The sequence below is a fragment of the Mesorhizobium sp. WSM4840 genome, from assembly GCF_055811755.1.
Genome location: NZ_JBVVQD010000015.1, coordinates 1 through 25124, shown reverse-complemented (window position 1 = coordinate 25124; position 25124 = coordinate 1). Strand labels below are relative to the sequence as shown.

The following is a 25124-nucleotide window of genomic DNA, read 5'->3' as shown; positions in this document are numbered from 1 at the left end:
CCGCTCTCCGATCTGAATCGGACGCCCAGAAACGCGGATTGCGGCATCAGGTTCCATGTTGCCGAAATTTGGTTTTCGCCACCAAGTCCCCTGGCATGAGCGCCGTGCCGAAGAGGCGGCCTATTTCCACATGTCACGCATGCGGGCGCCAAGGTCGACGCGCACTTGCGGCTGGCGGCGCGGATCGTCCTTGACCTGGACGCTCGCCCACGATGTCTGTTCGAAGGCGCTGAGGAGGCCGGGATGAAGCGGGTGCGCGAAGCGTAAACGTGACGATCGCCGCGCGCCGCCTGGCCGTGGACGAAAAAGCGCTGCGGCATGACCAGGTGCAGGCCGTCCTTGGCCCGCGTCATCGCCACGTAGAGCAGGCGGCGCTCCTCGTCGATGTCCGCCTTGCTGCCAACGGCGAGGTCGATAGGGATGCAGCCGTCGACGGTGTTGAGCACGAAGACGTTCTTCCATTCCTGGCCCTTGGCAGAATGGATGGTCGACAGGATCAGATAGTCCTCGTCGCGATGCGGCGGCCCGGCCTCGCCGCTGGTCGCATCCGGCGGATCGAGCGTCAGCTCGGTGAGGAAACGCTCGCGCGAGGCGTAGCCCGAGGCGATCTGTTCGAGCTGCAGAATATCGGCCCGGCGCGTCGTTGCGTCCTCGTGGATGCGGTCAAGATGCGGCTCATACCAGAGCCTGACCTGTTCGAGATCAACAGGCCATTTTCCCGACCCGGTGCGAAGCTGCGAGAACAGCGCGACGAAACCCGGCCAGTCGTCGGCGGCGCGTTGCGGCGGCCGGTAGCGCGCCAGCCCCATCGCTTCGTCGAGCGACGTCGCCATGGTGTCGACGATCTGCGAAGCCGCCGAAGGGCCGATGCCGGGCAAAAGCTGCAGCACGCGAAAACCGGCGACGCGGTCGCGCGGGTTTTCGGCGAAGCGCAGCACCGCCAGCACGTCCTTGACATGGGCGGCGTCGAGGAACTTCAGCCCGCCGAACTTGACGAACGGGATGTTGCGGCGCGTCAGCTCGATCTCCAGCGGCCCGCTGTGGTGCGAGGCGCGAAACAGCACGGCCTGCGCCTTCAGCGCCGTGCCGGCCTCACGCTCGGTCAGGATCGCCTGGCAGACGTAACTCGCCTGCTCGGCCTCGCCGCGAACGCTGACCAGCTTCGGCTTTTCGGTCGATCTGCGCTCCGACCAGAGGTTCTTGGTAAAGCGCTCCGAGGCCTCGCCGATCACCGCATTGGCGGCGGCCAGGATGGTCTCGGTCGAGCGGTAGTTGCGCTCCAGCATGACGATCTCGGCCGGCTGCGCGAATTGTTTGGGGAAGTCGAGGATGTTGCGCACTTCCGCGGCGCGAAACGAATAGATCGACTGCGCGTCGTCGCCGACCACCGTCAGCCCGGATCCGTCGGGCTTCAGCGCCGTCAGGATCGATGCCTGCAGCCGGTTGGTATCCTGGTATTCGTCGACCAGCACATGGTCGAAACGCCCACCCAGATGCGCTGATATCTCCGGCTCGCCGGCCATCTGCGCCCAGTAGAGCAGCAGGTCGTCGTAATCGAGCACGTTCTGCGCCTGCTTGGCCTCGACATATCGGGCAAACAGCGCCTTAAGCTGTTCTGCCCAACCCGCGCACCAGGGAAACACCGAACCGAGAATCTCGCCGAGCGGCGCCTGCGCGTTGACCGCACGCGAATAGATCGCCAGGCACGTGCCCTTGGTCGGAAAACGGCCTTCGGTTTTCGAGAAGCCGAGTTCGTGCCGGGCGAGGTTCATCAGGTCGGCCGAATCCTCTCGGTCATGGATGGTGAAGGCCGGATCGAGGCCGATCTCCAGCGCATAGTCGCGCAGCAGCCTGGCGCCAATGCCGTGAAATGTGCCGGCCCAGCTCAGCGCATCGGTGATAATGGAAGCGTCCCGGCCGAGCACCTCGCCGGCGATGCGCTCGACCCGCTTGGCCATTTCCGATGCGGCACGACGCGAAAACGTCATCAAAAGGATGCGCCTGGGGTCAGCGCCCCTGACGATCAGATGCGCGACGCGATGCGCTAGCGTGCTGGTCTTGCCGGAGCCGGCGCCGGCGATCACCAGCAACGGCCCGGCGACCGCGCCGTCGCCATGCTCGACGGCAAGGCACTGCTCGGCATTCAGCTTTGCGAGATAGGCAGGCCGGAAGGTCGAATCACGGGCAGCGAGGTTCATTGCCCATCAAGCATCGTTTCTGCTTTGTTCGCAACGCTCTCGACGTGAAAGTTGCGACCGATGCGTCCGATTCTACTGGCGCACCAGCCGATGAACTGGGCCTAGCGCTGGGGCTCTACGCCCATCGCCGCCGACTGCCGCGGCAACGACTTGTCGTCATCGGGAGGCGGCAGCAACAGCGGATCGAAGTCGTCGGGCACTTCGTCAATGATTTCCCTGACTATGCGGTAGGCCACGTAAATCGCGGCTCCGGCTATGAGCAGACGGATCATGATTTTCTCCACTGGTATGAACCAACCGAAGAGGCCGCGTTTTGTTCCCCGCTTTCCAAAGGCCCCGAGCTCTGCCTGAGCGTGCAACCAAATCGGCACCGTCTCGTTTGCCCGGTGACAGGAGGTTGCGATGAACAAGCTATCAATCTCGCTGGCTTTGGCGGTGGCGCTGGCTGTCGCGGCTTGCGATAACAACATCCCACCGACAAAGGCCCCCGGCGCCGATCAAAACCCGCAGGTCGACCCTGCACCCAACTCGACGTCAGGCGATGATCAACCCGGCACGCCGTCGGCGCAGTGATGGAACGCAGTAGGAAAGGTGGCCGGCGCCGCTTGGGAGGGGAGCGATGACGCCGGCCAGGCGGGTATCAGGTCCGCCGCATACGTAGAGATAGCTGAGTCTTGCCGTTGCGTCATGGGGTGATCGCGGAAGACCACCGCCTTGAACAGGCAATCAACTGACAAATGTGACAAAACTGCAATTTTCAGATGCGAGAAGTCGATGCTCGCCAGGCGCCGCGCCGTCGCAGCAGGGTCCCGGCCCAATTCAAAGCTGGCCTCTGATCCGGCGAGGCCGGCGATCGGATCAATCGTCTTCCCCACCGCGGCATAAAGCAACCGGCCGCGCGGGCATTTTCATACCTTATGCGGCCAAGCGGCGCTCAAGGTCTTGCGAAGCGCTGACGTCCCGTGCAAAAGCGCGGCCATGCTGATCATTAACGACCTTTCGCTCCGCATGGCCGGACGCCTGCTTCTTGACCATGCCTCGCTGACCTTGCCGGCCGGCAGCAAGGCAGGGCTTGTCGGTCGCAACGGCACCGGCAAGACGACTTTGTTCAAGGCGATCACCGGCGACCTCGCCTCCGAGACCGGCTCGATCGGCCTGCCGAAGAACACGCGCATCGGCCAGGTGGCGCAGGAAGCGCCCGGCACCGAGGAACCGCTGATCGAGATCGTGCTCAAGGCCGACCTTGAACGCTCCGCACTGCTCGAGGAGGAAAAGACGGCGACCGATCCGCACCGCATCGCCGATATCCACATGCGGCTGGCCGATATCGACGCCCATTCGGCCGAGTCACGTGCCGCCACCATCCTCGCCGGCCTCGGCTTCGACGACGACGCCCAGCGGCGGCCGGCCTCGTCCTTCTCTGGCGGCTGGCGCATGCGCGTCGCACTCGCCGCTGTGCTGTTTGCCGAGCCCGATCTTCTGCTGCTCGACGAGCCGACCAACTATCTCGACCTCGAAGGCACGCTATGGCTGGAAAACTACGTGTCGAAATATCCGCACACGGTGCTGCTGATCTCGCACGACCGCGACCTGCTCAACCGCGCCGTCAACTCGATCGTCCATCTCGACCAGAAGAAGCTGACCTTCTGGCGCGGCGGCTACGACCAGTTCGAGCGCCAATACACCGAGCAGCGCGAATTGCAGGAGAAGGGCAGGGTCAAGCAGGAAGCCGCGCGCAAGCACATGGAATCCTTCGTCGAGCGCTTCCGCGCCAAGGCTTCGAAGGCGAGGCAGGCCCAGTCGCGCATCAAGGCGCTGGAGAAGATGAAGCCGATCGCCGCAATTGTGAACGACAACGTGCGGCCGTTCTCCTTTCCCGAGCCGGTGAAGACGGTGGCCTCGCCGATCATTGCGCTCAACAGCGTCAATGTCGGCTATGTCGAGGGTGAGCCGATCCTGAAGAAGATGACGCTGCGCATCGATGCCGACGACCGCATCGCGCTGCTCGGTGCCAACGGCAACGGCAAGTCGACCTTCGCCAAATTGCTGTCCGGCCGGCTGAAGCAGGAGACCGGCACCATGACGGTGGCACCGGGGCTGAAGGTGGCGATCTTTGCCCAGCATCAGCTCGACGATCTCCGACCGAACGAAAATGCCTATGAGCATGTCCGCCGGCTGATGCCGGAAGCGCCGGAATCGAAGGTGCGCGGCCGCGTCGCCCAGTTCGGCCTGACCACTGAGAAGATGAACACCGCCGCCAAGGACCTGTCCGGCGGCGAGAAGGCGCGGCTGCTGATGGGCCTGTCGGCGTTCGAGGGGCCAAACCTGTTCATCCTCGACGAACCGACCAACCATCTCGATATCGACAGCCGTGAATCGCTGATCCATGCGCTGAACGAATTTCCCGGCGCCGTCATCCTGATCTCGCACGACCGCCATCTGCTCGAGGCGACGGCCGACCGGCTGTGGCTGGTCAAGGGTGGCGCGGTCAACCCCTATGACGGCGACCTCGATGACTACAAGACGCTGGTCACCGGTGTGTCCGGCGACCGCCGCGGCAAGCGCGAGGCCGAAAAGGCCTCGAAGGCCGACCGCCGCCGCGATGCGGCCGCACGCCGCGCCGCCTTCGAGCCGCTGGCCAAGGAGATCCGCGCCACTGAAGCGCTGATGGACCGCATCCGCAAGCGCATCGACTTGATCGAGGACGAGCTCGCCAATCCGGCGGTCTATGAAAAGGATCCGTCAACGGCGACGCGGCTGGCCAAGGAGCGCTCGCAGCTGGCCCAGACGCTGGCCGCCCACGAGGAAAAATGGCTGTCGATGTCGGCCGAATACGAGGAAGGCACCGCGGAGTAGCGCGACGCCCCTCTGCCTTCTCCCCTGTGGGAGAAGGTGGATCGGCGCGTAGCGCCGAGCCGGAAGAGGGGTGTTGGACGGAGTGCGGTCGGTGCCAAGCTGGAGCACCCCTCATCCGGCCGAGCGGAGCCTGTCCTCGGGCTTGCCGGAGGCAAGACCCGTGGGCTCGGCCACCTTCTCCCACAAGGGGAGAAGGGAAGGCCCATCTGGCCCTACACGCCGCCGCCATAAACGGCTAGTTTGGCCTCATGAATCAACAGGCCAACCTCAGGATCGGCCATTCGGCCTGTCCGCATGATTGCCCGTCGACCTGCGCGCTCGAGGTCGAACTGCTCGACAGCAAGCGCATCGGCCGCGTCCATGGCGCCAGGGCCAACAGCTACACATCAGGCGTCATCTGCGCCAAGGTCGCCCGTTACGCCGCCGCGTCCATCATCCCGAGCGCTTGCTGAAGCCACTGGTGCGCTTGGCGTCAGCACCTGATGGCTGCTGACGGCGTCGAATGCACGTGGACACAAGCGAAGGGCGGCCTCGGTAACATTACCGTGAGCCTGTAACGTTCGCCGTCGCTGGCGCGAACAACGGACCGTATCCTCATGTCCGCCATGGCGGGATTACTTGCCCGCCGACACCTTCAGGAGTCAAGAAATGCTAGACCGTCGCACCTTCCTCATCGGCCTGACCGCAATATCGGGCCTCGCCTCGGCTCCGGCGGCGCTGGCTGCCAGCCGCATGGCCTACACACGGCAGGCCTTCGAAGAGGCGCAAAAGGCAGGCAAGCCGATCCTGGTCGAGATCACCGCCAGCTGGTGTCCGATCTGCAAGGCGCAGAAGCGGGTGCTCGGCCGGTTGCTGCCTGCGCCCGAGCACGCAAACCTGGCCGTTTTCGAAGTCGATTTCGATTCCCAAAAAGAGGTTGTTCGGGCTCTTGGTGCGCGGATGCAGAGCACGCTGATCACCTTCAAGGGCGCAACGGAAGTCGGTCGGCTTGTTGGCGTGACCAAGGCGGATGCCATCAAGCAATTGCTTGATAAAACGATCTGAGCGGCGGCGATGCTACTCGGCTTCATATTTTCGTTCCTGGCCGGGGTGCTGTCGACGCTGTCGCCATGCGTGCTGCCGCTGATCCCGGTCGTGCTCGGTGCTGCCGTCAGTCAGCATCGCTATGGCCCCATCGCGCTGGCCGCAGGACTTGCCATATCCTTCACGGCCATAGGGCTTTTTGTCGCCACGATCGGGTTCTCCGTCGGGCTTGACGGCGGTGTCTTTCGCAGCGCCGCCGCAGTTCTGATGCTCGTCCTCGGCACGATATTGATCGTGCCGGCATTCCTGGCGCATATCGCGCTTGCGGCCGGTCCGGCCGGCAACTGGGTCGAGCAGCGGTTTGGCGGCTTTTCCTCCGTTGGCCTTTGGGGGCAGTTCGGCGTCGGTCTGCTGCTCGGCGCGGTGTGGAGCCCTTGCGTTGGCCCGACTCTCGGTGCCGCTTCCGTCCTTGCAGCGCAGGGCCAAGACCTTGGCCAGGTTGGGGTCACCATGGTGCTGTTTGGTCTCGGTGCTGCCGTGCCGTTGCTGATCCTCGGACTACTGTCCCGCGAGACCTTGCTGAGTTGGCGCAGCCACATCGCAGGCGCCGGCAGCGGGCTGAAGGTCGCTTTAGGCGTCTTGCTGGTGATGACCGCCGCCGCGATTCTGTCTGGGTTCGACAAGGCGTTGGAAACCGCACTCGTCAACGCTTCGCCCGAGTGGCTGACGGCGTTGACGACGCAGTTCTAACGGCTCCGCGCTGGCGGTCGCCAGATTTTCAGCTTGCCTCAGCAAGGAGAAGCAAGTTAGCGCTGCATCTGGCCCTACACGCCGCTTTCGCAACCGACTAGTCTGCTCCCATGAATCAGCACGCCAAGCTCAGGATCGGCCATTCGGCCTGTCCGCATGATTGCCCGTCGACCTGCGCGCTCGAGGTCGAGCTGCTCGACGGCAAGCGCATCGGCCGCGTCCATGGCGCCAGGGCCAACAGCTACACATCAGGCGTCATCTGCGCCAAGGTCGCCCGCTATGCCGACCGCGTCCATCATCCCGACCGCTTGCTGAAGCCGCTGATCCGCGCGGGCGCCAAGGGCGAGGGCCTTTGGAAGGAAGCGAGTTGGGAGGCCGCACTCGACCTCGTCGCCGAAAAGTTTATCGAGGCCGAGGCAAAATACGGCTCGGAGACGGTCTGGCCCTATTACTATGCCGGCACGATGGGGCTGGTGCAGCGCGACGGCATCGAGCGGCTGCGCCACGCGAAAAAGTATTCCGGCTTCTTCGGGTCGATCTGCACCAATCTGGCCTGGACCGGCTGGATGATGGGCGCCGGCGCGTTGCGCGGTCCCGACCCGCGCGAGATGGCCAAGTCCGACTGCGTGGTGGTCTGGGGCACCAATGCCGTGGTCACCCAGGTCAACGTCATGACCCACGCGATCAAGGCGCGCAAGGAACGCGGCGCAAAAATCGTCGTCATCGACGTCTACGAAAACGCGACGATGAAGCAGGCCGATCTCGGCCTGGTGCTGAAGCCCGGCACCGATGGCGCGCTGGCCTCCGCGGTGATGCATGTGCTGTTCCGTGACGGCATGGCAGACCGCGCCTATTTGGAAAAATACACCGACGACCCGCACGGTCTGGAAGCGCATCTTCAGACGAGGACGCCGCAATGGGCGGCTGATATCACCGGGCTTTCGGTCGACGAGATCGAGGCCTTCGCCCGCCTCGTCGGCACGACCAAGAAAACCTATTTCCGCCTCGGCTACGGCTTCTCGCGCCAGCGCAACGGCTCGGTCAACATGCATGCCGCCGCCTCGATCGCCGCGGTCACCGGCTGCTGGCAGTATGAGGGCGGCGGCGCCTTCCATTCCAATTCGGGCATCTTCAAGCTGAACCAGGAACTGCTGGAAGGCACGCGGATGCGCGACCCCTCGATCCGCCATCTCGACCATTCGCGCATCGGCCCGGTGCTGACCGGCGCTGAGGATGCGCTCTATGGCGGCCCGCCGGTGACCGCGCTGCTGATCCAGAACACCAATCCGGTCAATGTCGCGCCGGAGCAGCGGCTGGTGAAGCAGGGTTTTCTGCGCGACGACCTGTTTTCCTGCGTGCACGAGCAGTTCATGACCGACACCGCAAAACTCGCCGATGTCGTGCTGCCGGCGACGATGTTTTTAGAGCATGACGACATCTACAAGGGCGGCGGCAACCAGCACATCACGCTCGGGCCGAAGCTGATCGACCCGCCGGAAGGGCCGCGCAGCAACCATTTCGTCATCGAGGAACTCGGTAAAAGGCTGGGCGTTGGCGACAAGCCTGGCTTCGGCATGACCGAGCAGCAGCACATCGACATCATTTTGGGCAAGCGCGGCCTGGGTAGTTTTTCGAGCCTCAAGGAAGAGAAGTGGGTCGACTTGCAGCCGGATTTCGAGGCGGCGCATTTTATCAGCGGCTTCGGCCACGCGGACGGAAAATTCCGCTTCCGCGCCGACTGGACCGGGCAGGCGGCGCCCAACCGGCCGCCGAGAAGCATGGGCCTGTTCGGGCCGGTGGCAAGCCTGCCGGAATTTCCCGACCACGTCGACCTGATCGAGGTGGCGGATGCGGCGCATCCGTTCAGGCTGACCACCTCGCCGGCGCGCAATTTCCTCAACTCGACTTTTTCGGAGACGCCGGTGTCGAAGGCCAAGGAGGGCCGGCCGGAACTGCTTTTGCATCCGGACGATGCGGCAGCCTATGGGCTGGCCAATGGCGACCGCGTCGAGATCGGCAATGCGCGCGGCGAAGTCGTGCTGCACGCAAGATTGTTCGACGGCGTCAAGCGCGGCGTCGTGGTCGCCGAAGGCATCTGGCCCAACAGCGCCCACGAGCGCGGCGAGGGCATCAACGTCCTGACCGGCGCCGATGCGCCGGCGCCCTATGGCGGTGCTGCGTTCCACGACAACAAGGTCTGGCTGCGCGCGGCGAAGTGAGGCCTCGGAACGATATATCCAACCAGCCGTTTTTGCGTGGCGGTGGAGACATGGTGATGGCAGAAGTGTTGGCAGCGCCGGACCCCATTGGAAGAACGCTTTCGCCCGGCGAACTCGCAACCACGATGTCGCACTTTCATCGCGCCGAGATTCTGCGCATGACGGGGTGGCGCGATCGCCTGGACCGGACGAGTAATTGGGCGATAACGGTCGTTGCGGCGATGTTGTCCATCTCGCTTTCGACAGCCAGCGCGCATCACGGCGTGCTGCTTTTTGCCATGCTGCTTGTCCTGTTGCTGCTGTGGATAGAAGCGCGGCGATATCGCTTCTTCGACGTTTACCGGGCCCGCGTGCGCCAGTTCGAACGGCACTATTTCGCGCAGATATTCTCGCCGCAGCCGGACTTCGCGTCCGATTGGCTGTTGGTCGTCGGCGAAAGCCTGCGCACTCCAAAATTCCTCATTTCGCAACGAGCGGCGTTGGCGCGCCGTCTGCGTCGAAACTACATCCACATGCTGCTGATCCTGCTGCTGGCCTGGATCCTGAAACTGTCGACCCCCAGTCTTCTAACCGAAGGTGTCCGCATCGACTTTGTCAGCTCGGTGCGCGAGGCCGTTGCCGGCGCTGCTCTGGGGCCCATTCCCGGCTTGGTCATCGTCGTGCTGGTCGCCGCCTTATATGCCGGCCTGCTGGTCACGGCGTTCCTGACCGCTGGCGACGAGGGCGAACTCTCCTTTGGTGACGTGCACGTCTAGAGCGGCAGCGCAAAACCGGCGGATCTGCGATTTCATTTGTGCAGGAAATCGAACCGATCGGTTCGTTTTTGTTGACGCATTGTGCAAGATAGAGTGAACGTCGGCTCAGCAAATGGCCAGGCCGCGCGGCAGACGTATTCGCCTAAAGCATTGAGAAGAAGTTCAAAGATTGTGGCGAAGGAAGCCTTTTAGCGGATTTCAAGCACCCGGTTCAGGGCGTGGCCGGAACATCTTTGTGATTGGAAACTGCTGCATGGCCAACCCACCTCGGGGTGGTCCGAGCGACGCGAAATCCTCCCAAGGCACGCCACGAGACGGACAACAATACTGAAAGTATGAAAGTACTGGAGTACCTGAAATGACCAAGATTGCTCTCACCGCTGCCGCCATCCTCATTGCCACGGGCAGCGCCTTTGCCGGCAGCGACCATTATGGTTCGGACGGCGTCAACCAGCCGGCCGCGCCTGTTGGCAATGCGCCTGTTGTCGATAATATGTTCACGGGTTCGATCCGCAAGCCGTTTACGGCCGAGCACAATACCGTCAATACCAACGCGACGATCCAGCCCGGCACGACTGAACCGGTCGTGCCTCAGTCCGGCCGGGGCAACTGGGGCCGCTAAATCCTCAAGCTTCGGAACTCAAAGAGCGGCGGGCTTGGCCCGCCGTTCCTGCTTTTGTATATCAAGTCACAGCCCTCGTTTAGCGCAGGTCCTTCGGCCAAACGCAGTGTGTCAGCCGCGCATCGCCGAGGGCCAGCCGTGCCCAGTCACCGTCGAAAACGAAGCGGGCCAGGGCTGCCGTCGGGAATTTCTCTTCAAGCTTTTTGAGTGCCGCGGCATCCGATCCGGCGCCCGCAAGCCGGCGCGCGAATTCCTCCAGGCCGGGATTATGGCCAATCACCAAAAGGCTGCTTGTTGCCGCTTTTGCCTGCCGTACCTTGGCGAGAATGTCTGCCGCACCGGCCTCGTAGAGCGCCTGGACAAATTTGGCCGGCGTTTTCGCCGGCAATTCCGCCGAGACCAGCCGCCATGTGTCGCGGGTGCGCAACGCGGGCGATACCAGCGCCAGGTCCGGCAGCCAGCCCTGCCTGGCCAGTTCGCGCCCGACCAGCGGCGCGGCCTTCAGCCCGCGCCCGGAAAGCGGCCGGTCGAAGTCAATAAGGTCAGGATCGTCCCAACTCGACTTGGCATGACGCAGAAGAAGGAGTTGTTTCATGAGTTCAATTTAAGACCAAGGAATGTCGGGCTGAAAGTCTTTCCCATATCCGCCGCCATGTTTTGTGCCCATGGCGGTATCAAAGGTCGCCCAAGCGCACCAAAGATGAACAAACCTACGCGCCGTTCATCCTTATCCCACTTGACCGAAATGTCTGCTTCAGTAATGGCCCAATCGCCCGATCGAATGTGAATTGCATCGATGACGGAACCCACTCGCCCGTCCTCGACTCGATACAGATAGAAGTACGCCGTGGCATTCGTTGGATTGTCTGCCTCATCATACTCGAAGGCACCGGCCAGATCACCTTTTGCCCGCATAGCGCTGTCGAAGAGATCCATTTGCCTGTCTGCATCTGTCAAAATAATGTTGAGACGTCGCGTGCGCCATGCGCGACGCGAACGACTTCGACGCGCTGTTCGGCAAGGCGATAAAGCACGAGATAATTGCCGATCGTCAATGCTCGCACTTCGGCACCGATGTCGGGTCTCTGGCGACCGGATTGCGGGAATGTCTCCAATTGCAGGATGCGCGCCGCAATCGCGTCCAGAAAGCGATCCGCGGCAAGCTCCGCCGCAATGCCAAACCAGATGTCGATCAGATCGTCTTCGGCGGCCGGGCTGCGGACAATGAGGATGTCAGCCACGCCGTGGTGTTTTTTTGGCAGCGTCGCTGAACCGGCTGTGCGCCTTCAGCTTGATCTCCTCGATGTCGAAAGGCGCGAAGAGGCCGCTCTCCAGCCCTTCCGTCCAGGCTTTCCGCAGCCGCTGCGCTTCCGCATCGCGCAAGGGCTGGCGAAGGCGCCATTCGCGGAGAGCCTCGCGGATCACTTCGCTTGCCGAACCGTATTGCCCGCTGGCCGCCGCGCTCTTGACCATGTCCAGCAGTTCCGGGGAAAGCGCCACGCTGACTTTTTCGACTGTCGCCATCAAACTGTCTCCTTGCCAAGATGGTGGCAATAATTGCCACCATCTTCAAGGATGGGCCTCAGGGCGTGATGCGCGCCAGATGCTCGAGGTCGGTCTCCTCGCGCAGCGGATCGGGGGCCATCACCACGGAGGTGCTGTTGTCGGCATCGTCGGCGAAGTGGGCCAGCACGGTGCGACCGCCTTCCATTCGCGCCTTGCCTTCGGCGACCAGCCCGAGCGCCAGCGGATAAAGCCGGTGCTCGGCCTTCAACACGCGCGCGGCGAGCGTATCCTCATTGTCGCCGACCATCACCGGCACAGCGGCCTGGGCGATGATCGGGCCGTCATCCATGTCCAGCGTGACGAAATGCACCGTGCAGCCATGGATGCGGATGCCCGCGCGGATAGCTCGCGCATGCGTATCCAGCCCCTTGAAGGCCGGCAACAGGGCAGGGTGGATATTGATCATCCGTCCCAGCCATTTCTCGACGAAGCGCGCGCCGAGGATGCGCATGTAACCGGCCAGCGCCACGAACTCGGCGCCGAACGAGACAAGTGCGGCGTCAATCGCCCCGTCATGCGCTTCCTTGCTGCTATAGTCCGCCCGCGAAATCACCTTGGTGGCGATGCCGCGCGCCGCCGCGATACCGAGACCGGCGGCATTGGCCCGGTCGGAAATGACGCCGACGATCTCGGCCGGATAGTCCGGGTTGCTGGCCGCGGCAATCAGCGCCGTCATGTTGGAGCCGCGTCCCGAAATCAGCACCACGGTGCGTTTGCGCGCGCTCATAGGCCGATCGAGCCCCGATAGATCACGCCGGCGTTGCGGCGCGGCACGATGCGGCCGATCGGCGTCACGCTCTCACCGGCCTCCTGCAGCACGGCCGCGACCTGTGCCGCCTGGCCGGAGGCGACGGCGAGGATCATGCCGACGCCGCAGTTGAAGGTGCGCATCATCTCTTCGGGCGCCACGCCGCCGGTCTTCGCCAGCCATGAGAACACCGCCGGCACTTCGATGGCGTCGAGGTCGAGCTCGGCGGAAAAATCCTTCGGCAGGACGCGCGGGATATTTTCCGGGAAACCGCCGCCGGTGATATGGGCCAGCGCCTTGATGCCATGCGTGTTACGGATCGCCTTGAGGATCGACTTGACGTAGATGCGGGTCGGCTCGAGCAGCGCCTCGGCCAGCGTGGCTTCATCGTTGAAGGGCGCTGGATCGGTCCACGCAAGGCCGCTGGTGGCGACGATGCGGCGGACCAGCGAAAAGCCATTTGAATGCAGCCCCGACGAGGCCAGTCCCAACAGCACGTCGCCCTCGACGATGTCGTCGGTCGGCAGCAGTTGGCCGCGTTCGGCCGCGCCCACGGCAAAGCCGGCAAGGTCGTAGTCGTTGCCGTGATACATGCCGGGCATTTCCGCCGTCTCGCCGCCGATCAGCGCGCATCCGGCCTGCCGGCAGCCCTCGGCGATGCCGCCGACGATCGCCGCACCCTGGTCGGGGTCGAGCTTGCCGGTGGCGAAATAGTCGAGGAAGAACAATGGCTCTGCGCCCTGCACGACGATGTCGTTGACGCACATGGCGACGAGGTCGATGCCGATCGTGTCGTGCTTGCCGGCATCGATGGCGATCTTCAGCTTGGTGCCGACGCCGTCATTGGCGGCGACCAGCACCGGGTCGATGAAGCCGGCGGCCTTGAGGTCGAACAGGCCGCCAAAGCCGCCGATCTCGCCATCGGCGCCCGGCCGGCGCGTCGCGCGCACCAGCGGCTTGATCTTCTCGACCATGAGATTGCCGGCATCGATGTCGACACCCGCCTCGGCATAGGTGAGCCCGTTCTTGCGCTTGCTCATCACTCTTTCCTGCTTTCCGGGGCTCTTCGCATGAACGGCTGCGCCTCGCAAGGATAACGGCTGGCTCAGGCACTTTCGGCATCACAAAAGAGTGGACAGAGGCTTCAGGCAAATCTCCAACATTGGCGATTGGCGAAAGCCTTGAACACAGCCAATCTCTCCTCCACAAGGGGCGAGATTGGCAGCTTCTGCGTCGCTCTCACTTGCCCTACCCTCCCATCTCCATCATGTATCATCAAAACAGAAGCGACGGGATATGCGTTTGACCATCCCCAACATGATCACGATCATGCGTTTCGTGCTGGTGCCGGGCGTGGTGCTGGCCATGCTGCAGGCGCGCTGGGACTGGGCTTTCGCCGGCTTCCTGATTGCGGGCATTTCCGACGGCGTCGACGGTTTCATTGCCCGCCATTTCAATCAGTTTTCCCAGCTTGGCGCCTATCTCGATCCGATGGCCGACAAATTGCTGCTGGTCTCGGTGTTCGTGGTGCTTGGCTTCATCGGTGAATTGCCGCTGTGGCTGGTCGTCACCATGGTGTCGCGCGATGCACTGATCGTCTGCGCCGTCGTTCTGTCCACCGTCATGACCCACCCGGTCGAGATGAAGCCGCTGTTCGTGTCGAAGGCCAACACCGCCATCCAGATCGGGCTGGCGGCGGTGGTGCTGGGCGAACTTGCCCTCGCCATCAATCTCGACCCGCTCAGGCCGGTACTCATATTGCTGTCCGGGGTCTTGACCGTGGCTTCGGCCGCGGCCTATCTCGTGGCTTGGCTGAGGCATATGAGCGGCTATGGCGAAGGCTCCACACCGGGCACCTGACCAGGACATCGACGCGGCGGCCGAGGCTGCGGCTGCCGATGCTGCCGCGTCCGGCGTGTTTCGCCGCCAGATCCGCTTCTGGCTGATCAGCGCCATCATCCTCGCGATCTTTCTCTATGTCTTCAGCGGCATCCTGCTGCCGTTCGTCGCCGGCATGGTGCTCGCCTACTTCCTCGACCCGGTCGCCGACCGGCTGCAGCGGCTCGGCCTGTCCAGGCTGATGGCGACGATTGTCATCCTGTTTGCCTTCATCGTCGTTCTGGTGCTGGCCTTCGTCATCCTCATTCCGGTGCTGGCTTCGCAGATGGCCGATTTCGCCAGCAAGCTGCCGGAATACCTGACCCGGCTGCAGAGCCTGATCACCAGCTTCGACCCGAGATGGCTGGAAGAGCAATTCGGCGTCGACGCCAATGGCCTGCGCGAAGGGTTGAACTCGCTGCTGACCTCCGGCTTCGGCCTGCTGACCACGGTGTTCACCTCGATCTGGAGCTCCGGCGTGGCGCTGGTGTCGGTGGTCAGCCTGTTCGTCGTCACGCCCGTCGTCGCCTTCTACATGCTGCTCGACTGGGACCGCATGGTGGCGATTGTCGACAGCTGGGTGCCGCGCGACTATGTCCAGACCGTCAGGGCAATCGCCAACGACATCAACACCGCCACCGCCGGCTTTGTGCGCGGCCAGGGCACGCTGTGCCTGGTACTGGGCGCCATGTACGCCACCGGCCTGACCTTGACCGGCCTGAATTTCGGCATCCTCATCGGCCTGTTCGCCGGGCTGATCTCCTTTATTCCCTATGTCGGCTCGCTGACCGGGCTGGTGCTGGCCGTCGGCGTCGCCTTCGTCCAGTTCTGGCCGGACTGGACCATGGTCGCGGCGGTGGCCGGCGTGTTCTTCGTCGGCCAGTTCATCGAGGGCAACATCCTGCAGCCGAGGCTGGTCGGAAAAAGCGTCGGCCTGCATCCGGTGTGGCTGATGTTTTCGCTGTTTGCCTTCGGCGCGCTGTTCGGCTTCGTCGGCTTGCTGATCGCCGTGCCGGCCTCGGCCGCCGTTGCCGTTCTGGTGCGTTTTGCCATCGCTCGATACCTGGAGTCGCCGCTCTACAAGGGCCACAACACCGAACCTGTCCCGCCGCTGCCGGCGCGTCGCCGCGGGAGCGGTGGACCGCGCAGTTGAGCCAGATGCCGGACAACAACAAGATCGACCCGCCGCGCCAGTTGCCGCTCGATCTCGGCCACGGCACCGGCTATTCGCGCGACGAACTCGTCGTCTCCGGCACCAACAGCCAAGCGGTGGCGCTGGTCGATCGCTGGCCGGACTGGCCGTCGCCGGTGGTCGTGCTCGCCGGTCCGGCTGGTTCTGGAAAAACCCACCTGGCCTCGATCTGGCGCGCCCGCGCCGGCGCAGTGAAGGTCGACGCCGGGCGGATCGGCGACTGCATGGCCAGCCTCGGCGCGCGGCCGGCACTGATCGACGATGTCGATGCCGGTCCGGTCGATGAAGAGGGGCTGTTCCATCTGATCAACGCGGTGCGCGGGGCCGGCTCGACCTTGCTGCTGACCGCGCGGCGTTTTCCGTCCGCCTGGGGCGTCAGTCTTCCGGACCTCGCTTCGCGGCTGAAGGCGGCGGCGACAGTCGAGATCCATGAGCCCGACGATCTCTTGCTGGCCGGCGTCATCACCAAACTGTTCGCCGACCGCCAGGTCGAAGTCGAGCCGCATGTCGTGCAATATCTGGTGCGCCGCATCGAGCGCTCGCTGGCAACAGCGATGCGGGTGGTGGAGCGGCTGGATCGCACCGCGCTCGAGCGCAAGACGCCGATCACGAGGGCGCTCGCCGCCGAAACCGTCAGCGCCATGGATGAGGGGCAGGGCGAGTTTGAGATTTAGACTGCAGTGGGCTTTGGCGTGCTGCCTCGGAGGGCTGCAGGCTCTTCCACTTTCGCCGCAACTTCATTTAAAGTCGTATCAGCCTGTTGATTTGCGACAGGGCGGTGGTCATCTCTGGACCGTATCGCGTCACTAAATATTCTCGGTTTCCAGTAAGTTGGGACAGATGGTGTGCCGTGCGTTCCGCAGGACCAGCCCCGAGGCGATCGCCTTTGCGGTACGTGTCGCAAAATCGTGCTGCAGACCACGCAACGCCTTATGATCAGAACCAGTCAGGAGGAGATGGGCATTGAGGTAGAGTTCGATTGCGTGAAGGGCGGTGAAACGGCAGGGCACCAGGGAAAGCGCGTTACCCTTGCGTCGATGTTCCAGCAGGCGGATCGCTGCATTTCTGAATTCGCTTGCGAGTCCCAGTACCTGTTCGGCTGTTGCTTCTTCACCAGGGTAGGAAGCATTCATTCTACTTGCCCCGCCTCACATCGGCGTCCCGCCGTTCCCGCAGGATGACACGACGCCGGACGCTACGTCAAAGTCGAAACACCGATTGGTCGAACGCGGAAAATGACCACCCCTGCCGGTGTTCCATTTCGGGAAACGAAGACTGGCATCTGTCTTGCAACGTCAGTCTTGCCGGCTAACCCCGGTCCTGATTGCGTATCAAATCAGGTTGTAGGCTCGCCGGGAGATGAGGCGGTTGGGGTTCTCTTCCCGGCGAGCTTGCCTTCAATGAGGGGTCGGTAGTCGCGCGTACGGCACTGGCAACCGCGCTCACGGATAAACGTAGTCCCGCGCCGTCTTTGGCCGTTATAATGGACCGTGAACGGGCTATTTTCCTCGTAAATATGGACCAGAGGATGGTCCATAGAAGAGGGGCCGATGCAGGTATCCGTTACAGACGCCAAGGGACAGCTGACAGAATTGGTGCGTCGTGCCGAGGCAGGTGACGAAGTCATTCTGACCCGTCACGGTCATGCGGCCGTGCGCCTGGTTGCCATCAAGGCGATGCCGGACAGGAAAAGCTGCCGGGCATTGCTGGAGGCGATGCGGGCATCCGGCGCCGAAAAGGCAAAGGCCGGGCCATCCGCCGCGCGAAGCCAGGATTTCCTCTACGGCGCTGATGACTTTTCGAAGACCGATATCGAAAGCGTTCTTTAAGGTGCGATCCTGGATTAGGTCAGGGAACGGATGCCGGTTGGATCAACCTACGGCCGGAGCCCCCCGATAGTGTACCCACCATCGACAGTGATCTCTTGCCCCGTGACGAAGTTTGCATCGTCTGAAAGCAACCAAGCAACTGTACCTGCGATATCTTCTGATACGCCGTTACGGCGGAGGGGCGTGTGGGCGGCTAGGCGCTTGGCAAAAACAGGGCCTATGACATCATCCGCCATCGGGGTCAGAATGATACCCGGATTGATGGCATTGATCCGGATGTTCCGAGGGCCTTGCTCGACCGCGAACGTACGCATCATGGCAAGCAATGCGCCCTTTGTACTCGCGTAAGCCCCGGCCCCCGGCATCACTGCGCCCGCCGTCCAGGAGGCGTTGATGAGTATGCTGCCGCCTTCCAGAAACGGCAGGCAATGCTTGATCGTAAAGAACGTCCCCCGAAGGTTGGTGCCGATCAACACGTCGAAATCATCCGCGTCGGTCACTGCCAATGGTTTGAAGTCGCCCAAAATTCCGGCATTGGCGAATACGGCATCCAGTCTCCCGAAGCGTTCAATTGTCATCCCTACAGTCGCCGCGACTGCATCGTTGTCAGCAATATCGCAAGCAATCGCGACTGCGTTGCCGCCTGCTGCCTCGATGTCCGACTGCAATTGGCTGATCGGATCGTAACGGCGTCCGACAAGGGCAATCTGTGCACCTTCGTCAGCCAGCCGAAGGGCAGCGGCCCGCCCCATACCCGTTCCCGCACCCGTAACTAGAACCGTTTTGCCCATGAATCTGGTTTGTGCCATGTCTTTGTTCCTTCGGTGAATTGCAACATGGCAGCTGTAATTCCTGTGCTATCTCATGATAATTCGGCAAAACGCTTATTCATTTGAAAGCAGAAGTATCGAATGGCTCTTTTTCGCTCCATGCAGGTTTTTGTGGCGACGGTCCAAGAGGGCTCAATGAGCGCTGCTTCGGCAAAACTCGGCATATCGCCAGCGATGGTGGGGCAACATGTGGCCGCGCTGGAGGAGCGGCTCGGCACACGCCTTCTGAATAGGACCACCCGCCGTCAGAGCTTGACGGATTTTGGCACGAGCTATGTCGAGCAGTGCCGGGACATCCTGGATCGTGTGGCTGTTGCGGATCAGGACGCAGAGGCATCTCAGACGATACCTCGCGGGCAACTGAGGATCACAGCGCCGACGACTTTTGGGACGGAGGTTTTAATGCCAGCTTTGCAGCGTTATCGCGACATTGCCCCTGACGTGACGCTGGATATCACGTTGACCGACCGCAATGTCGATATCGTGGAAGAAGGCTTCGACATCGCGTTTCGCATTGGAGCGTTGCCGGATAGCCGCCTTATTGCTCGTCACCTTGCTCCCTATCGAATGATGATTTGTGCTGCACCGGATTACCTTGCCCGCATGGGCACCCCGGATCATCCTCGCGAGCTTTCCGTCCACGAAGCCATCGGCTTTACCCCTGCAGCCCGGTCGCCCTGGAGGCTATCGAAAGGCAAGGATCTGGTCGAAGTCGCTCCCAAAATCTCGATCACCGTCAATAGTGGTCAGGCTGTCCGCATGGCTGCGCGTGCTGGGTTGGGCGTGATTATGCAACCATCCATACTGCTGACTTCGGATATACGCGCTGGCCTTCTCGTCCGGCTTTTCCCGGATTGGCACCTGAATGAACGGCCCATGTCTCTCATCTACCACCGTGACCGACGCATGGCGCCACGCCTAAGCAGCATCATTTCGTTTGCCATTGCAGAATTTGGCGCTCAGGTTGAGGGACAGGCAAATCGTCTCGTCGAAAGCGCTCGTTAAACATGGGTTGTCTGCGCCAGATGCGCGCGACAATGCTACGAGGTCGACGCTCCCGCCTATGAGCTCTCCCACGAGATAATGTCGGCGATAGATTTTGACCGAGAGCCATTCCACCCGCAGCCTGTGCATCGGCCGTTTTCGAACTGATGTTCGCAGGCGGGCATCCATAGAGATGAAACGCGCATTCAGCACAAAGGCTGGTCATTGCGCTGCTTTCGACGAAATATGTGCTGCCGCATTCGTCGCAACTCGTGATCGATCGGTCAGTCATTGGCTCACCCGCGCTTCCGTTTCAGTCCGATCGCCTCGCGCAGCCGTCGGGTAGTGCCGCCACTGCCGCCACGTTCAGATCCCACCGTCCGGCGGCGCCGCCCGTTCCACGCCGAAGCGCCTGCGGTAATCGCCGGGCACCAGGCCGGTTATCCTGGCGAAAACTTTGCGGAAGGAGCCAGGATCGTCATAGCCGACATCCCAGGCGATCTGGTCTATGGATCGGGTCGTCGCTTCCAGCATCTCACGCGCTTTGCCGACGCGCAGGTGCTGGCAATACTCGGTCGGCTTGAGGCCGGTGGCGTTGCGAAAGCGGCGCAAAAAGGTCCGCTCCTCCAAGGCCGCATGCTCCGCCATGGTGGCAAGCGTCACATCGCGCGCGCCTCTCGCCTGGAGCCAGTGCTGCACTTTGAGGATAGCTTCGTCGCGATGGCTCAGCCTGGGAGCAAAGGGGCTATAGAAGCGTTGCTCGCGCCCCGGCGGGTCCACCAGCATGAAGCGGGCGGTTTCTATCATCACGGTCGGCCCGAGCACCCTGTCGACGAGCTTCAGGCCGAGATCGGTCCAGGCCATGTAGCCGCCGGCGGTGATGATGTCGCCATCGTCGATGACCAGCTTGTCGGCATCCAGCACGATGTCGGGGAAGCGTATCGCCAGCGCGTCGCGATAGGCCCAGTGCGTGGTCGCCGCACGACCCGACAACAGACCGGTCTCGGCAAGCACGAAGGCGCCGGCGCAGACCGAGCCGAGCGTCGCGCCCGCCGCATGGCGGGCCCTGAGCCAGTCGGCATAGGGCGCGGCCGCCTCGCGCGGAATCGGATCACCCAGGGTCGGAGGCAAGATGACCATGGCAGGTCCGTGGCCGGGGCCGGGCTCGCTGTCGAAGGTGCGGATGACGGTTTGGCTCGCCTCTTGCAACTGCCAATGGCTGACACGAAGTCTCAGCACGTCCGGCGACCGTTCGGCAGCCAGCCGGTTGGCCAGCTGGAAGAGATCGGTCAGCCCAAGAACGGCCGCTCCCTGAACGCCAGGATATACAACGAGGCCGATTTCGACCGGATCACGCGCCGCAATCATTTGTCAGTTTTGCCATGTACAATGTCTGTTTTGCCAATCCTCACCATGACTCCGTTGCAATAGCTTGTCCACAGAAGGAACGAACCTTCCCCCGCCCATCCAGCCAACCACATCACGGAGTACGACGATGAGCACATTCACCACCAAGGACGGCACCGAGATCTTCTACAAGGATTGGGGCACAGGGCAGCCAATCGTGTTCCATCACGGCTGGCCGCTCAGCGCCGACGACTGGGACAACCAGATGCTGTTCTTCCTCGACAAGGGCTATCGCGTGATCGCGCATGACCGGCGCGGGCACGGTCGCTCGACACAGACGGCAACCGGTAACGAGATGGACACCTATGCCGCCGATCTCGCGGCTCTGGTCGCTCACCTTGATCTCAAGAACGCCGTCCATATCGGCCACTCGACCGGCGGCGGCGAGGTGGCGCGTTACGTTGCCCGCTACGGTGGCGAGGGACGCGTCGCCAAGGCGGTGCTGATCGGCGCGGTGCCGCCGATCATGCTCAAGACCGACAGTAACCCCGGCGGCCTGCCGATCGAGGTCTTCGACGGCTTCCGTGCCGCTTTGGTCGCCAACCGCGCCCAGTTCTACAGGGATGTGCCGGCCGGCCCGTTCTACGGCTTCAATCGCGAGGGCGCCAAGGTCTCGCAAGGGGCTGTCGACAACTGGTGGCGCCAGGGCATGATGGGCGGAGCCAAGGCCCATTACGACTGCATCGAGGCTTTTTCCGAGACCGACTTTACGGAGGACCTGAAGAAGCTCGACGTGCCTGTCCTGATCATGCACGGCGATGACGACCAGATCGTGCCGATTGCCGACTCCGCTCTGCTTGCAGCCAAGCTGGTGAAGCACGGCACGCTCAAGGTCTACAAGGGCCTTCCGCACGGCATGTGCACCACCCACCCGGAGATCATCAATCCGGATCTCCTGGCGTTCATCCAAGGCTGACGCCTCGCAGCTTCAGGCGGGCACGCCCGGAAATACGGGCCGCCCGTCGGTCGCTGGGGTGCTTCGTCCGTCGCAGATGCTGTCCGGCGCAGCTGCGCCGGCACGGCTGCTGCTCGTCGCGGTGTGAATGAATGGTCGGAGTGGAGAGATTCGAACTCCCGACCCTCTGGTCCCAAACCAGATGCGCTACCAGGCTGCGCTACACTCCGAGTCCTTGCGGGCTATAGGGTTCCGGGCTTTGGAAGGCAACCCCCGAAACGACAAAAACGGAACGAACGCAATACAGTGACAGGGAGTTGCACGAAAAGTCCACCAAAAGTCCCACGGCTGTTCATCGCGCTCCTCATGGATAGAAAAATGAAGTAGCCGCGCCTTGTCGCCCTCTGGCGCTACCGGCTCGCGTTCAACTAGTCGGCGGCGCGTCAACCGGCGGCGGTGCTTGGAACATCAACCGCTTCGCCAGCAAGAAAGCTGCTTGAATTGAGCGATCCACCAACGAGACCATCCTCAGAATTCTGCATCTTGTTCTCGAAATCCGCGCGACCGACAACCTGGAAAAGGCTTAGCTAGCCAATCGCAAACACCCCTCGGGCAGCCAATAGCTTGTGCTTTTCAAAGATCGCTAGCTTCTGCGGGTAAGTGATCCGCACCTTGGCGTTGCACCCGTCACATCTGAAGTGCGCGATCGTTTTTAGCGCAGAGCCCTTCCTTACCGCCGGATGCGAGCAATCCGGACATTCGAATGTGAGCGCAACATCAGACAAGTCTTCGGCTAAGCCCATTTCCGTCCCCTTCGCAAGCGCTGTGGCTGGCGAGACTCAATTAGCAATTCAGATGTAGCAATTCAGATGCCAATCCATTGTCCCAAAGCGAGACGAGAACGATTTGCTTTGGGATTGGCCAAGCGCCTTGGGCGCCCGACACAACGTGCTCGTCGGCAGCTCCCGCTAAGAGCTGATTACCGCGGCCCGAGTCCTTGCGGGCTATAGGTTGCGGGCTTGGCTGCGCAACCCCTTGAAAAGACGAGAACGGAACAAACGGTAGGCCCGAGCCGAGAGCGGGGCCGGAAATGCAGCCAGCCGGGTCGCAACGGTTTCGCAGCGCCGTCTCGGCGCCCAGGTTCCTGTCCGGTCAGACCTTCACCAGGCGGCTGTCGCATACATGAAGGCGACGCCGGCCGCCAGCCCACCCAGGACCGGCGGCGTGAAGAAGGCATCGAGACCCTTCTGGCTGCGGCGCATCAGATAGGCGCCGACCTCGACGATGACCTGCAGGATCGTCCCGGCGCCGATGGCAAGCGCCAGCGCCGACCATTGCGGCGCATAGGCCAGGCTGCCGAGCCACATGCCGAGAACCGCAGGCCCGCCGGCTAGCAAGGTCAGGCCGGCGAACGTCCACAGCGGTGGCCGCTCCTTGTTAGTTCTGCGTTGTAGCAAACTGCTCAGGCTGATTGAGGGGATGGGTTCTTTTGCCGTGAACCCTCGCGCGATCATCGTCGGTGGCCCGCCGTACCGAAGGGGTACGGCAGGCAGCGGCCTTGCCGCCGGCGGCATTGCGCAGTAATGACGGGAATACAGCGGCGGTGCCGCTTGCACGTAGCAACGAGGTGTCCATGTCCGCGCGCATTTTCAGCCCAGCCAAAACCGCGATGCAGTCCGGCAAGGCCAAGACCGGCCACTGGGTGCTGGAATTCGATCCCGAGATGCGCAAGAAAATCGATCCGCTGATGGGCTATACCACGTCGGGTGACATGCGGAGCCAGATCAGGCTCACCTTCGATACCCGGGAAGAGGCGGTGGCCTATGCGGAGAAAGAGGGGCTGGCCTACCGTGTCGAGGAGCCGAAGGAATCCAAGCGCCGCCAGATTTCCTATGCGGAAAATTTCCGCTATGACCGCAGGACGCCCTGGACACATTGACCGGCAAATGCCGGGCAGCCGTCCCAGCGCATAACTCAGCCGGCCCTTGGCGTCGGCCCAGCGGTCCCGTAGCTCAGCTGGATAGAGCACCGGCCTTCTAAGCCGATGGTCACAGGTTCGAATCCTGTCGGGATCGCCAGTATTTTCAAGGTCCATTCTGGACACATAGGTTACGGTTTATACCGGAGACATGGGTAACACTTTCGGCCCGAAGGATTGTCTAGTGGCAATGCTCGAAATGCTCCGCGTCGGGTCGGCAGACGCGACGCAGCCGGCAGCCTATCATTTTTCACGATTCGCGAACCGGGCAAATCCCGACCCACCCCGCGCTCGATGATCGCTTGATCGCCCCGTCGCGCTTTAGGTGCGGCGGACTTTTTGTTTCCGTATGGAACACTGGCACGCGCAAGACGTTCGCCTCCTGCGGTAATATTTCCTGTGCACATAGGAATGCTGCGAGATCGGATTGTCCCCTCCGATCAGCCCGCGTCCTTCCCCTCCGTGGGGCGCGGGCTTCTTCGTTCATGGCACCGATACGATCAAGGCTCGTCGGACGTGCAACCCCTGCGTGTTGGCACCGCGTGTTCAGCCTCGATCGCGTCGGGCAGCGCCGCTCTGAATTCACGATGCATGTTCATGCAACCACCGCCATGTCTTCGCGTTTAACCGCCTTCGATCCTGGTGAGCGACAAAAATGACGGCGTTTGTCCCGATTACAATCTACCTGAATCACACGCCGGTGGTGGTCGCGTCGATAGCCGGCGCTGCGAAAGCGCTTCAGCAACCATGGCCATCCATGGACAACCCGTCCCGGCTTGAAGCAATCCGAATGATCGAGGAATGCCTGGCCGGACATTGCAGTCACCAAGCTGCGTTCGCCGCTTTCGAGGCGGCTGCAACGGAACAGGGACTTCATAAGCAGAAGCCTCCCAGCGAAGGCCTCAAGAAATTCGACGGGGTTGCTGAAGATCTGATGTGGGGTCGTCCTCGCCCGCTCGCAGATCTTCCGCGAGGGGCGCATCTCGCGTCTGCGATTCTGCAACGGGGTGCGGTTTTTTGGTGTATGATAATGACGCACGAACAAAATCTCTGGGCGAAGGGGGTTTGTCATGCCGATTGGTGGAAAAGCCGAGCATGCGGGTGTCTTCAACCCGACCGAGTTGGCCCTACTGGCGCGGGTGTTCGAGCGGTTGAAGATTGACAGTGAATCTGCGCATCGACGTGAAGCGCTCGCGTCCCGAATTATTGCCAACTACATGGCCGGAGTGGTGGACGAAGAAGAACTTCTGTCGGTTTCGAAACAAGCGCTGGGGCGGTAGGACCGGGTAAAGCAAGGCTCACCGAGTTGAGCATTCCAACCGCCGGTTGGTAGACGCGACGCAGCCGGCGCGCGTAGGATTTCCTACAATCCGGGCACGCCCACCCCCGCCCAC

28 protein-coding genes, 2 tRNA genes and 2 pseudogenes are annotated in these 25124 nt (G+C 62.4%); 18 read left to right on the top strand and 14 right to left on the bottom strand.

The annotated features are described in order from the left end of the window. Window positions 1-120: 120 nt before the first annotated feature. Window positions 121-2198 (bottom strand): annotated as a pseudogene (locus AC0L3I_RS20235) (ATP-dependent helicase). A gap of 101 nt (window positions 2199-2299) precedes the next feature. After that, window positions 2300-2470 (bottom strand): hypothetical protein, encoded by a 171-nt coding sequence (locus AC0L3I_RS20230; protein WP_095496589.1) that lies wholly within the window; start codon window positions 2468-2470, stop codon window positions 2300-2302. 130 nt (window positions 2471-2600) lie between these two features. Here AC0L3I_RS20230 and AC0L3I_RS20225 point away from each other — a divergent pair, with 130 nt between their 5' ends. Then, window positions 2601-2771, top strand: a complete 171-nt coding sequence (locus tag AC0L3I_RS20225) for a hypothetical protein (RefSeq protein ID WP_473528009.1) — start codon at window positions 2601-2603, stop codon at window positions 2769-2771. Here AC0L3I_RS20225 and AC0L3I_RS20220 read toward each other — a convergent pair. Then, window positions 2744-3088, bottom strand: coding sequence for a hypothetical protein (locus AC0L3I_RS20220; protein WP_473528008.1), 345 nt, complete (start codon window positions 3086-3088; stop codon window positions 2744-2746). The genes AC0L3I_RS20225 and AC0L3I_RS20220 overlap by 28 nt on opposite strands. Before the next feature lie 88 nt (window positions 3089-3176). Here AC0L3I_RS20220 and AC0L3I_RS20215 point away from each other — a divergent pair, with 88 nt between their 5' ends. From AC0L3I_RS20215 to AC0L3I_RS20185, 7 genes and pseudogenes are all read left to right on the top strand, one after another. Beyond that, a complete protein-coding gene (locus AC0L3I_RS20215; protein WP_473528007.1) occupies window positions 3177-5054 on the top strand; it encodes an ABC-F family ATP-binding cassette domain-containing protein in 1878 nt (625 codons plus the stop codon). A gap of 248 nt (window positions 5055-5302) precedes the next feature. After that, window positions 5303-5541, top strand: a pseudogene (locus tag AC0L3I_RS20210) (molybdopterin oxidoreductase family protein); the annotation flags it as partial. Between the two features lie 161 nt (window positions 5542-5702). After that, window positions 5703-6098: a thioredoxin family protein gene (locus AC0L3I_RS20205; RefSeq protein ID WP_473528006.1), complete on the top strand. Its 396-nt coding sequence runs from the start codon at window positions 5703-5705 to the stop codon at window positions 6096-6098. A gap of 9 nt (window positions 6099-6107) precedes the next feature. Next, window positions 6108-6827, top strand: a complete 720-nt coding sequence (locus tag AC0L3I_RS20200; RefSeq protein ID WP_473528005.1) for a cytochrome c biogenesis CcdA family protein — start codon at window positions 6108-6110, stop codon at window positions 6825-6827. 110 nt (window positions 6828-6937) lie between these two features. After that, entirely contained in the window at window positions 6938-9046 is a 2109-nt protein-coding gene (locus AC0L3I_RS20195) for a molybdopterin-containing oxidoreductase family protein (protein ID WP_473528004.1), read from the top strand. Window positions 9047-9102: 56 nt separating this feature from the next. Beyond that, window positions 9103-9801, top strand: a complete 699-nt coding sequence (locus tag AC0L3I_RS20190) for a DUF2270 domain-containing protein (protein ID WP_473528003.1) — start codon at window positions 9103-9105, stop codon at window positions 9799-9801. 358 nt (window positions 9802-10159) lie between these two features. After that, window positions 10160-10423 carry a DUF680 domain-containing protein gene (locus AC0L3I_RS20185; RefSeq protein WP_123151291.1) on the top strand — a complete coding sequence of 88 codons (264 nt, stop codon included), beginning with the start codon at window positions 10160-10162 and terminating at the stop codon, window positions 10421-10423. Window positions 10424-10502: 79 nt separating this feature from the next. Here AC0L3I_RS20185 and AC0L3I_RS20180 read toward each other — a convergent pair whose 3' ends face one another. Genes AC0L3I_RS20180 through purM form a run of 6 tightly spaced genes read right to left on the bottom strand, consistent with a single transcriptional unit; the run spans window position 10503 to window position 13777 of the window. Then, the gene (locus tag AC0L3I_RS20180) at window positions 10503-11018 is read right to left on the bottom strand and encodes a SixA phosphatase family protein (RefSeq protein ID WP_473486741.1); all 516 of its coding nucleotides are present in this window, start codon (window positions 11016-11018) and stop codon (window positions 10503-10505) included. Continuing rightward, window positions 11015-11359 carry a hypothetical protein gene (locus AC0L3I_RS20175; protein ID WP_473528002.1) on the bottom strand — a complete coding sequence of 115 codons (345 nt, stop codon included), beginning with the start codon at window positions 11357-11359 and terminating at the stop codon, window positions 11015-11017. Before AC0L3I_RS20175 ends, AC0L3I_RS20180 begins: the two co-directional genes overlap by 4 nt. A gap of 17 nt (window positions 11360-11376) precedes the next feature. Then, entirely contained in the window at window positions 11377-11664 is a 288-nt protein-coding gene (locus tag AC0L3I_RS20170; RefSeq protein ID WP_473486743.1) for a type II toxin-antitoxin system RelE/ParE family toxin, read from the bottom strand. Continuing rightward, entirely contained in the window at window positions 11657-11947 is a 291-nt protein-coding gene (locus AC0L3I_RS20165; RefSeq protein WP_473486744.1) for a type II toxin-antitoxin system ParD family antitoxin, read from the bottom strand. Before AC0L3I_RS20165 ends, AC0L3I_RS20170 begins: the two co-directional genes overlap by 8 nt. 58 nt (window positions 11948-12005) lie before the next feature. Further along, complete coding sequence (gene purN / locus AC0L3I_RS20160) at window positions 12006-12716, bottom strand: phosphoribosylglycinamide formyltransferase (protein WP_473486745.1); 711 nt, start codon at window positions 12714-12716, stop codon at window positions 12006-12008. Further along, window positions 12713-13777 (bottom strand): phosphoribosylformylglycinamidine cyclo-ligase, encoded by a 1065-nt coding sequence (gene purM / locus AC0L3I_RS20155; protein WP_123151294.1) that lies wholly within the window; start codon window positions 13775-13777, stop codon window positions 12713-12715. The genes purN and purM overlap by 4 nt, the downstream gene beginning before the upstream one ends. 262 nt (window positions 13778-14039) lie before the next feature. Here purM and AC0L3I_RS20150 point away from each other — a divergent pair, with 262 nt between their 5' ends. The 3 genes from AC0L3I_RS20150 to hdaA are packed head-to-tail and all read left to right on the top strand — an operon-like array spanning window position 14040 to window position 16481. Continuing rightward, window positions 14040-14597: a CDP-alcohol phosphatidyltransferase family protein gene (locus tag AC0L3I_RS20150; protein WP_473486775.1), complete on the top strand. Its 558-nt coding sequence runs from the start codon at window positions 14040-14042 to the stop codon at window positions 14595-14597. Then, on the top strand, window positions 14569-15768 hold the full coding sequence (locus AC0L3I_RS20145) for an AI-2E family transporter (protein WP_473486746.1): 1200 nt from the start codon (window positions 14569-14571) through the stop codon (window positions 15766-15768). The genes AC0L3I_RS20150 and AC0L3I_RS20145 overlap by 29 nt, the downstream gene beginning before the upstream one ends. Before the next feature lie 5 nt (window positions 15769-15773). Next, the gene (gene hdaA, locus AC0L3I_RS20140) at window positions 15774-16481 is read left to right on the top strand and encodes a DnaA regulatory inactivator HdaA (RefSeq protein WP_473486776.1); all 708 of its coding nucleotides are present in this window, start codon (window positions 15774-15776) and stop codon (window positions 16479-16481) included. Window positions 16482-16613: 132 nt separating this feature from the next. On the opposite strand, the gene AC0L3I_RS20135 is transcribed toward hdaA, so the two are convergent. After that, window positions 16614-16940 (bottom strand): hypothetical protein, encoded by a 327-nt coding sequence (locus tag AC0L3I_RS20135; protein WP_473486747.1) that lies wholly within the window; start codon window positions 16938-16940, stop codon window positions 16614-16616. Between the two features lie 417 nt (window positions 16941-17357). Between AC0L3I_RS20135 and AC0L3I_RS20130 the strand changes: the two genes are divergently transcribed. Beyond that, window positions 17358-17636, top strand: coding sequence for a type II toxin-antitoxin system Phd/YefM family antitoxin (locus AC0L3I_RS20130; RefSeq protein WP_473528001.1), 279 nt, complete (start codon window positions 17358-17360; stop codon window positions 17634-17636). Window positions 17637-17683: 47 nt separating this feature from the next. Here the strand turns inward: AC0L3I_RS20130 and AC0L3I_RS20125 are convergent, their stop codons facing one another. Next, complete coding sequence (locus AC0L3I_RS20125; RefSeq protein ID WP_473528000.1) at window positions 17684-18445, bottom strand: SDR family NAD(P)-dependent oxidoreductase; 762 nt, start codon at window positions 18443-18445, stop codon at window positions 17684-17686. A 102-nt stretch (window positions 18446-18547) separates the two neighbouring features. Here AC0L3I_RS20125 and AC0L3I_RS20120 point away from each other — a divergent pair, with 102 nt between their 5' ends. Continuing rightward, window positions 18548-19471: a LysR family transcriptional regulator gene (locus AC0L3I_RS20120; RefSeq protein ID WP_473527999.1), complete on the top strand. Its 924-nt coding sequence runs from the start codon at window positions 18548-18550 to the stop codon at window positions 19469-19471. Window positions 19472-19816: 345 nt separating this feature from the next. Here the strand turns inward: AC0L3I_RS20120 and AC0L3I_RS20115 are convergent, their stop codons facing one another. After that, window positions 19817-20818 (bottom strand): GlxA family transcriptional regulator, encoded by a 1002-nt coding sequence (locus AC0L3I_RS20115; RefSeq protein WP_473527998.1) that lies wholly within the window; start codon window positions 20816-20818, stop codon window positions 19817-19819. A gap of 127 nt (window positions 20819-20945) precedes the next feature. Between AC0L3I_RS20115 and AC0L3I_RS20110 the strand changes: the two genes are divergently transcribed. Beyond that, window positions 20946-21773, top strand: a complete 828-nt coding sequence (locus AC0L3I_RS20110; RefSeq protein WP_473527997.1) for an alpha/beta fold hydrolase — start codon at window positions 20946-20948, stop codon at window positions 21771-21773. A 132-nt stretch (window positions 21774-21905) separates the two neighbouring features. Here the strand turns inward: AC0L3I_RS20110 and AC0L3I_RS20105 are convergent. Next, a tRNA-Pro gene (locus AC0L3I_RS20105) sits at window positions 21906-21982 on the bottom strand. Between the two features lie 930 nt (window positions 21983-22912). Further along, window positions 22913-23209 carry a hypothetical protein gene (locus tag AC0L3I_RS20100; protein WP_473527996.1) on the bottom strand — a complete coding sequence of 99 codons (297 nt, stop codon included), beginning with the start codon at window positions 23207-23209 and terminating at the stop codon, window positions 22913-22915. Window positions 23210-23385: 176 nt separating this feature from the next. Here AC0L3I_RS20100 and AC0L3I_RS20095 point away from each other — a divergent pair, with 176 nt between their 5' ends. The 4 genes from AC0L3I_RS20095 to AC0L3I_RS20080 all read left to right on the top strand — a co-directional run bounded on the left by AC0L3I_RS20095 (window position 23386) and on the right by AC0L3I_RS20080 (window position 25010). Beyond that, window positions 23386-23691, top strand: coding sequence for an ETC complex I subunit (locus tag AC0L3I_RS20095; protein ID WP_027152615.1), 306 nt, complete (start codon window positions 23386-23388; stop codon window positions 23689-23691). Window positions 23692-23753: 62 nt separating this feature from the next. Beyond that, window positions 23754-23830, top strand: a tRNA-Arg gene (locus AC0L3I_RS20090). A 555-nt stretch (window positions 23831-24385) separates the two neighbouring features. Beyond that, a complete protein-coding gene (locus tag AC0L3I_RS20085; RefSeq protein ID WP_473527995.1) occupies window positions 24386-24892 on the top strand; it encodes a DUF982 domain-containing protein in 507 nt (168 codons plus the stop codon). Next, window positions 24801-25010, top strand: coding sequence for a hypothetical protein (locus AC0L3I_RS20080; protein ID WP_473486754.1), 210 nt, complete (start codon window positions 24801-24803; stop codon window positions 25008-25010). The genes AC0L3I_RS20085 and AC0L3I_RS20080 overlap by 92 nt, the downstream gene beginning before the upstream one ends. The last annotated feature ends 114 nt before the right edge of the window (window positions 25011-25124 follow it).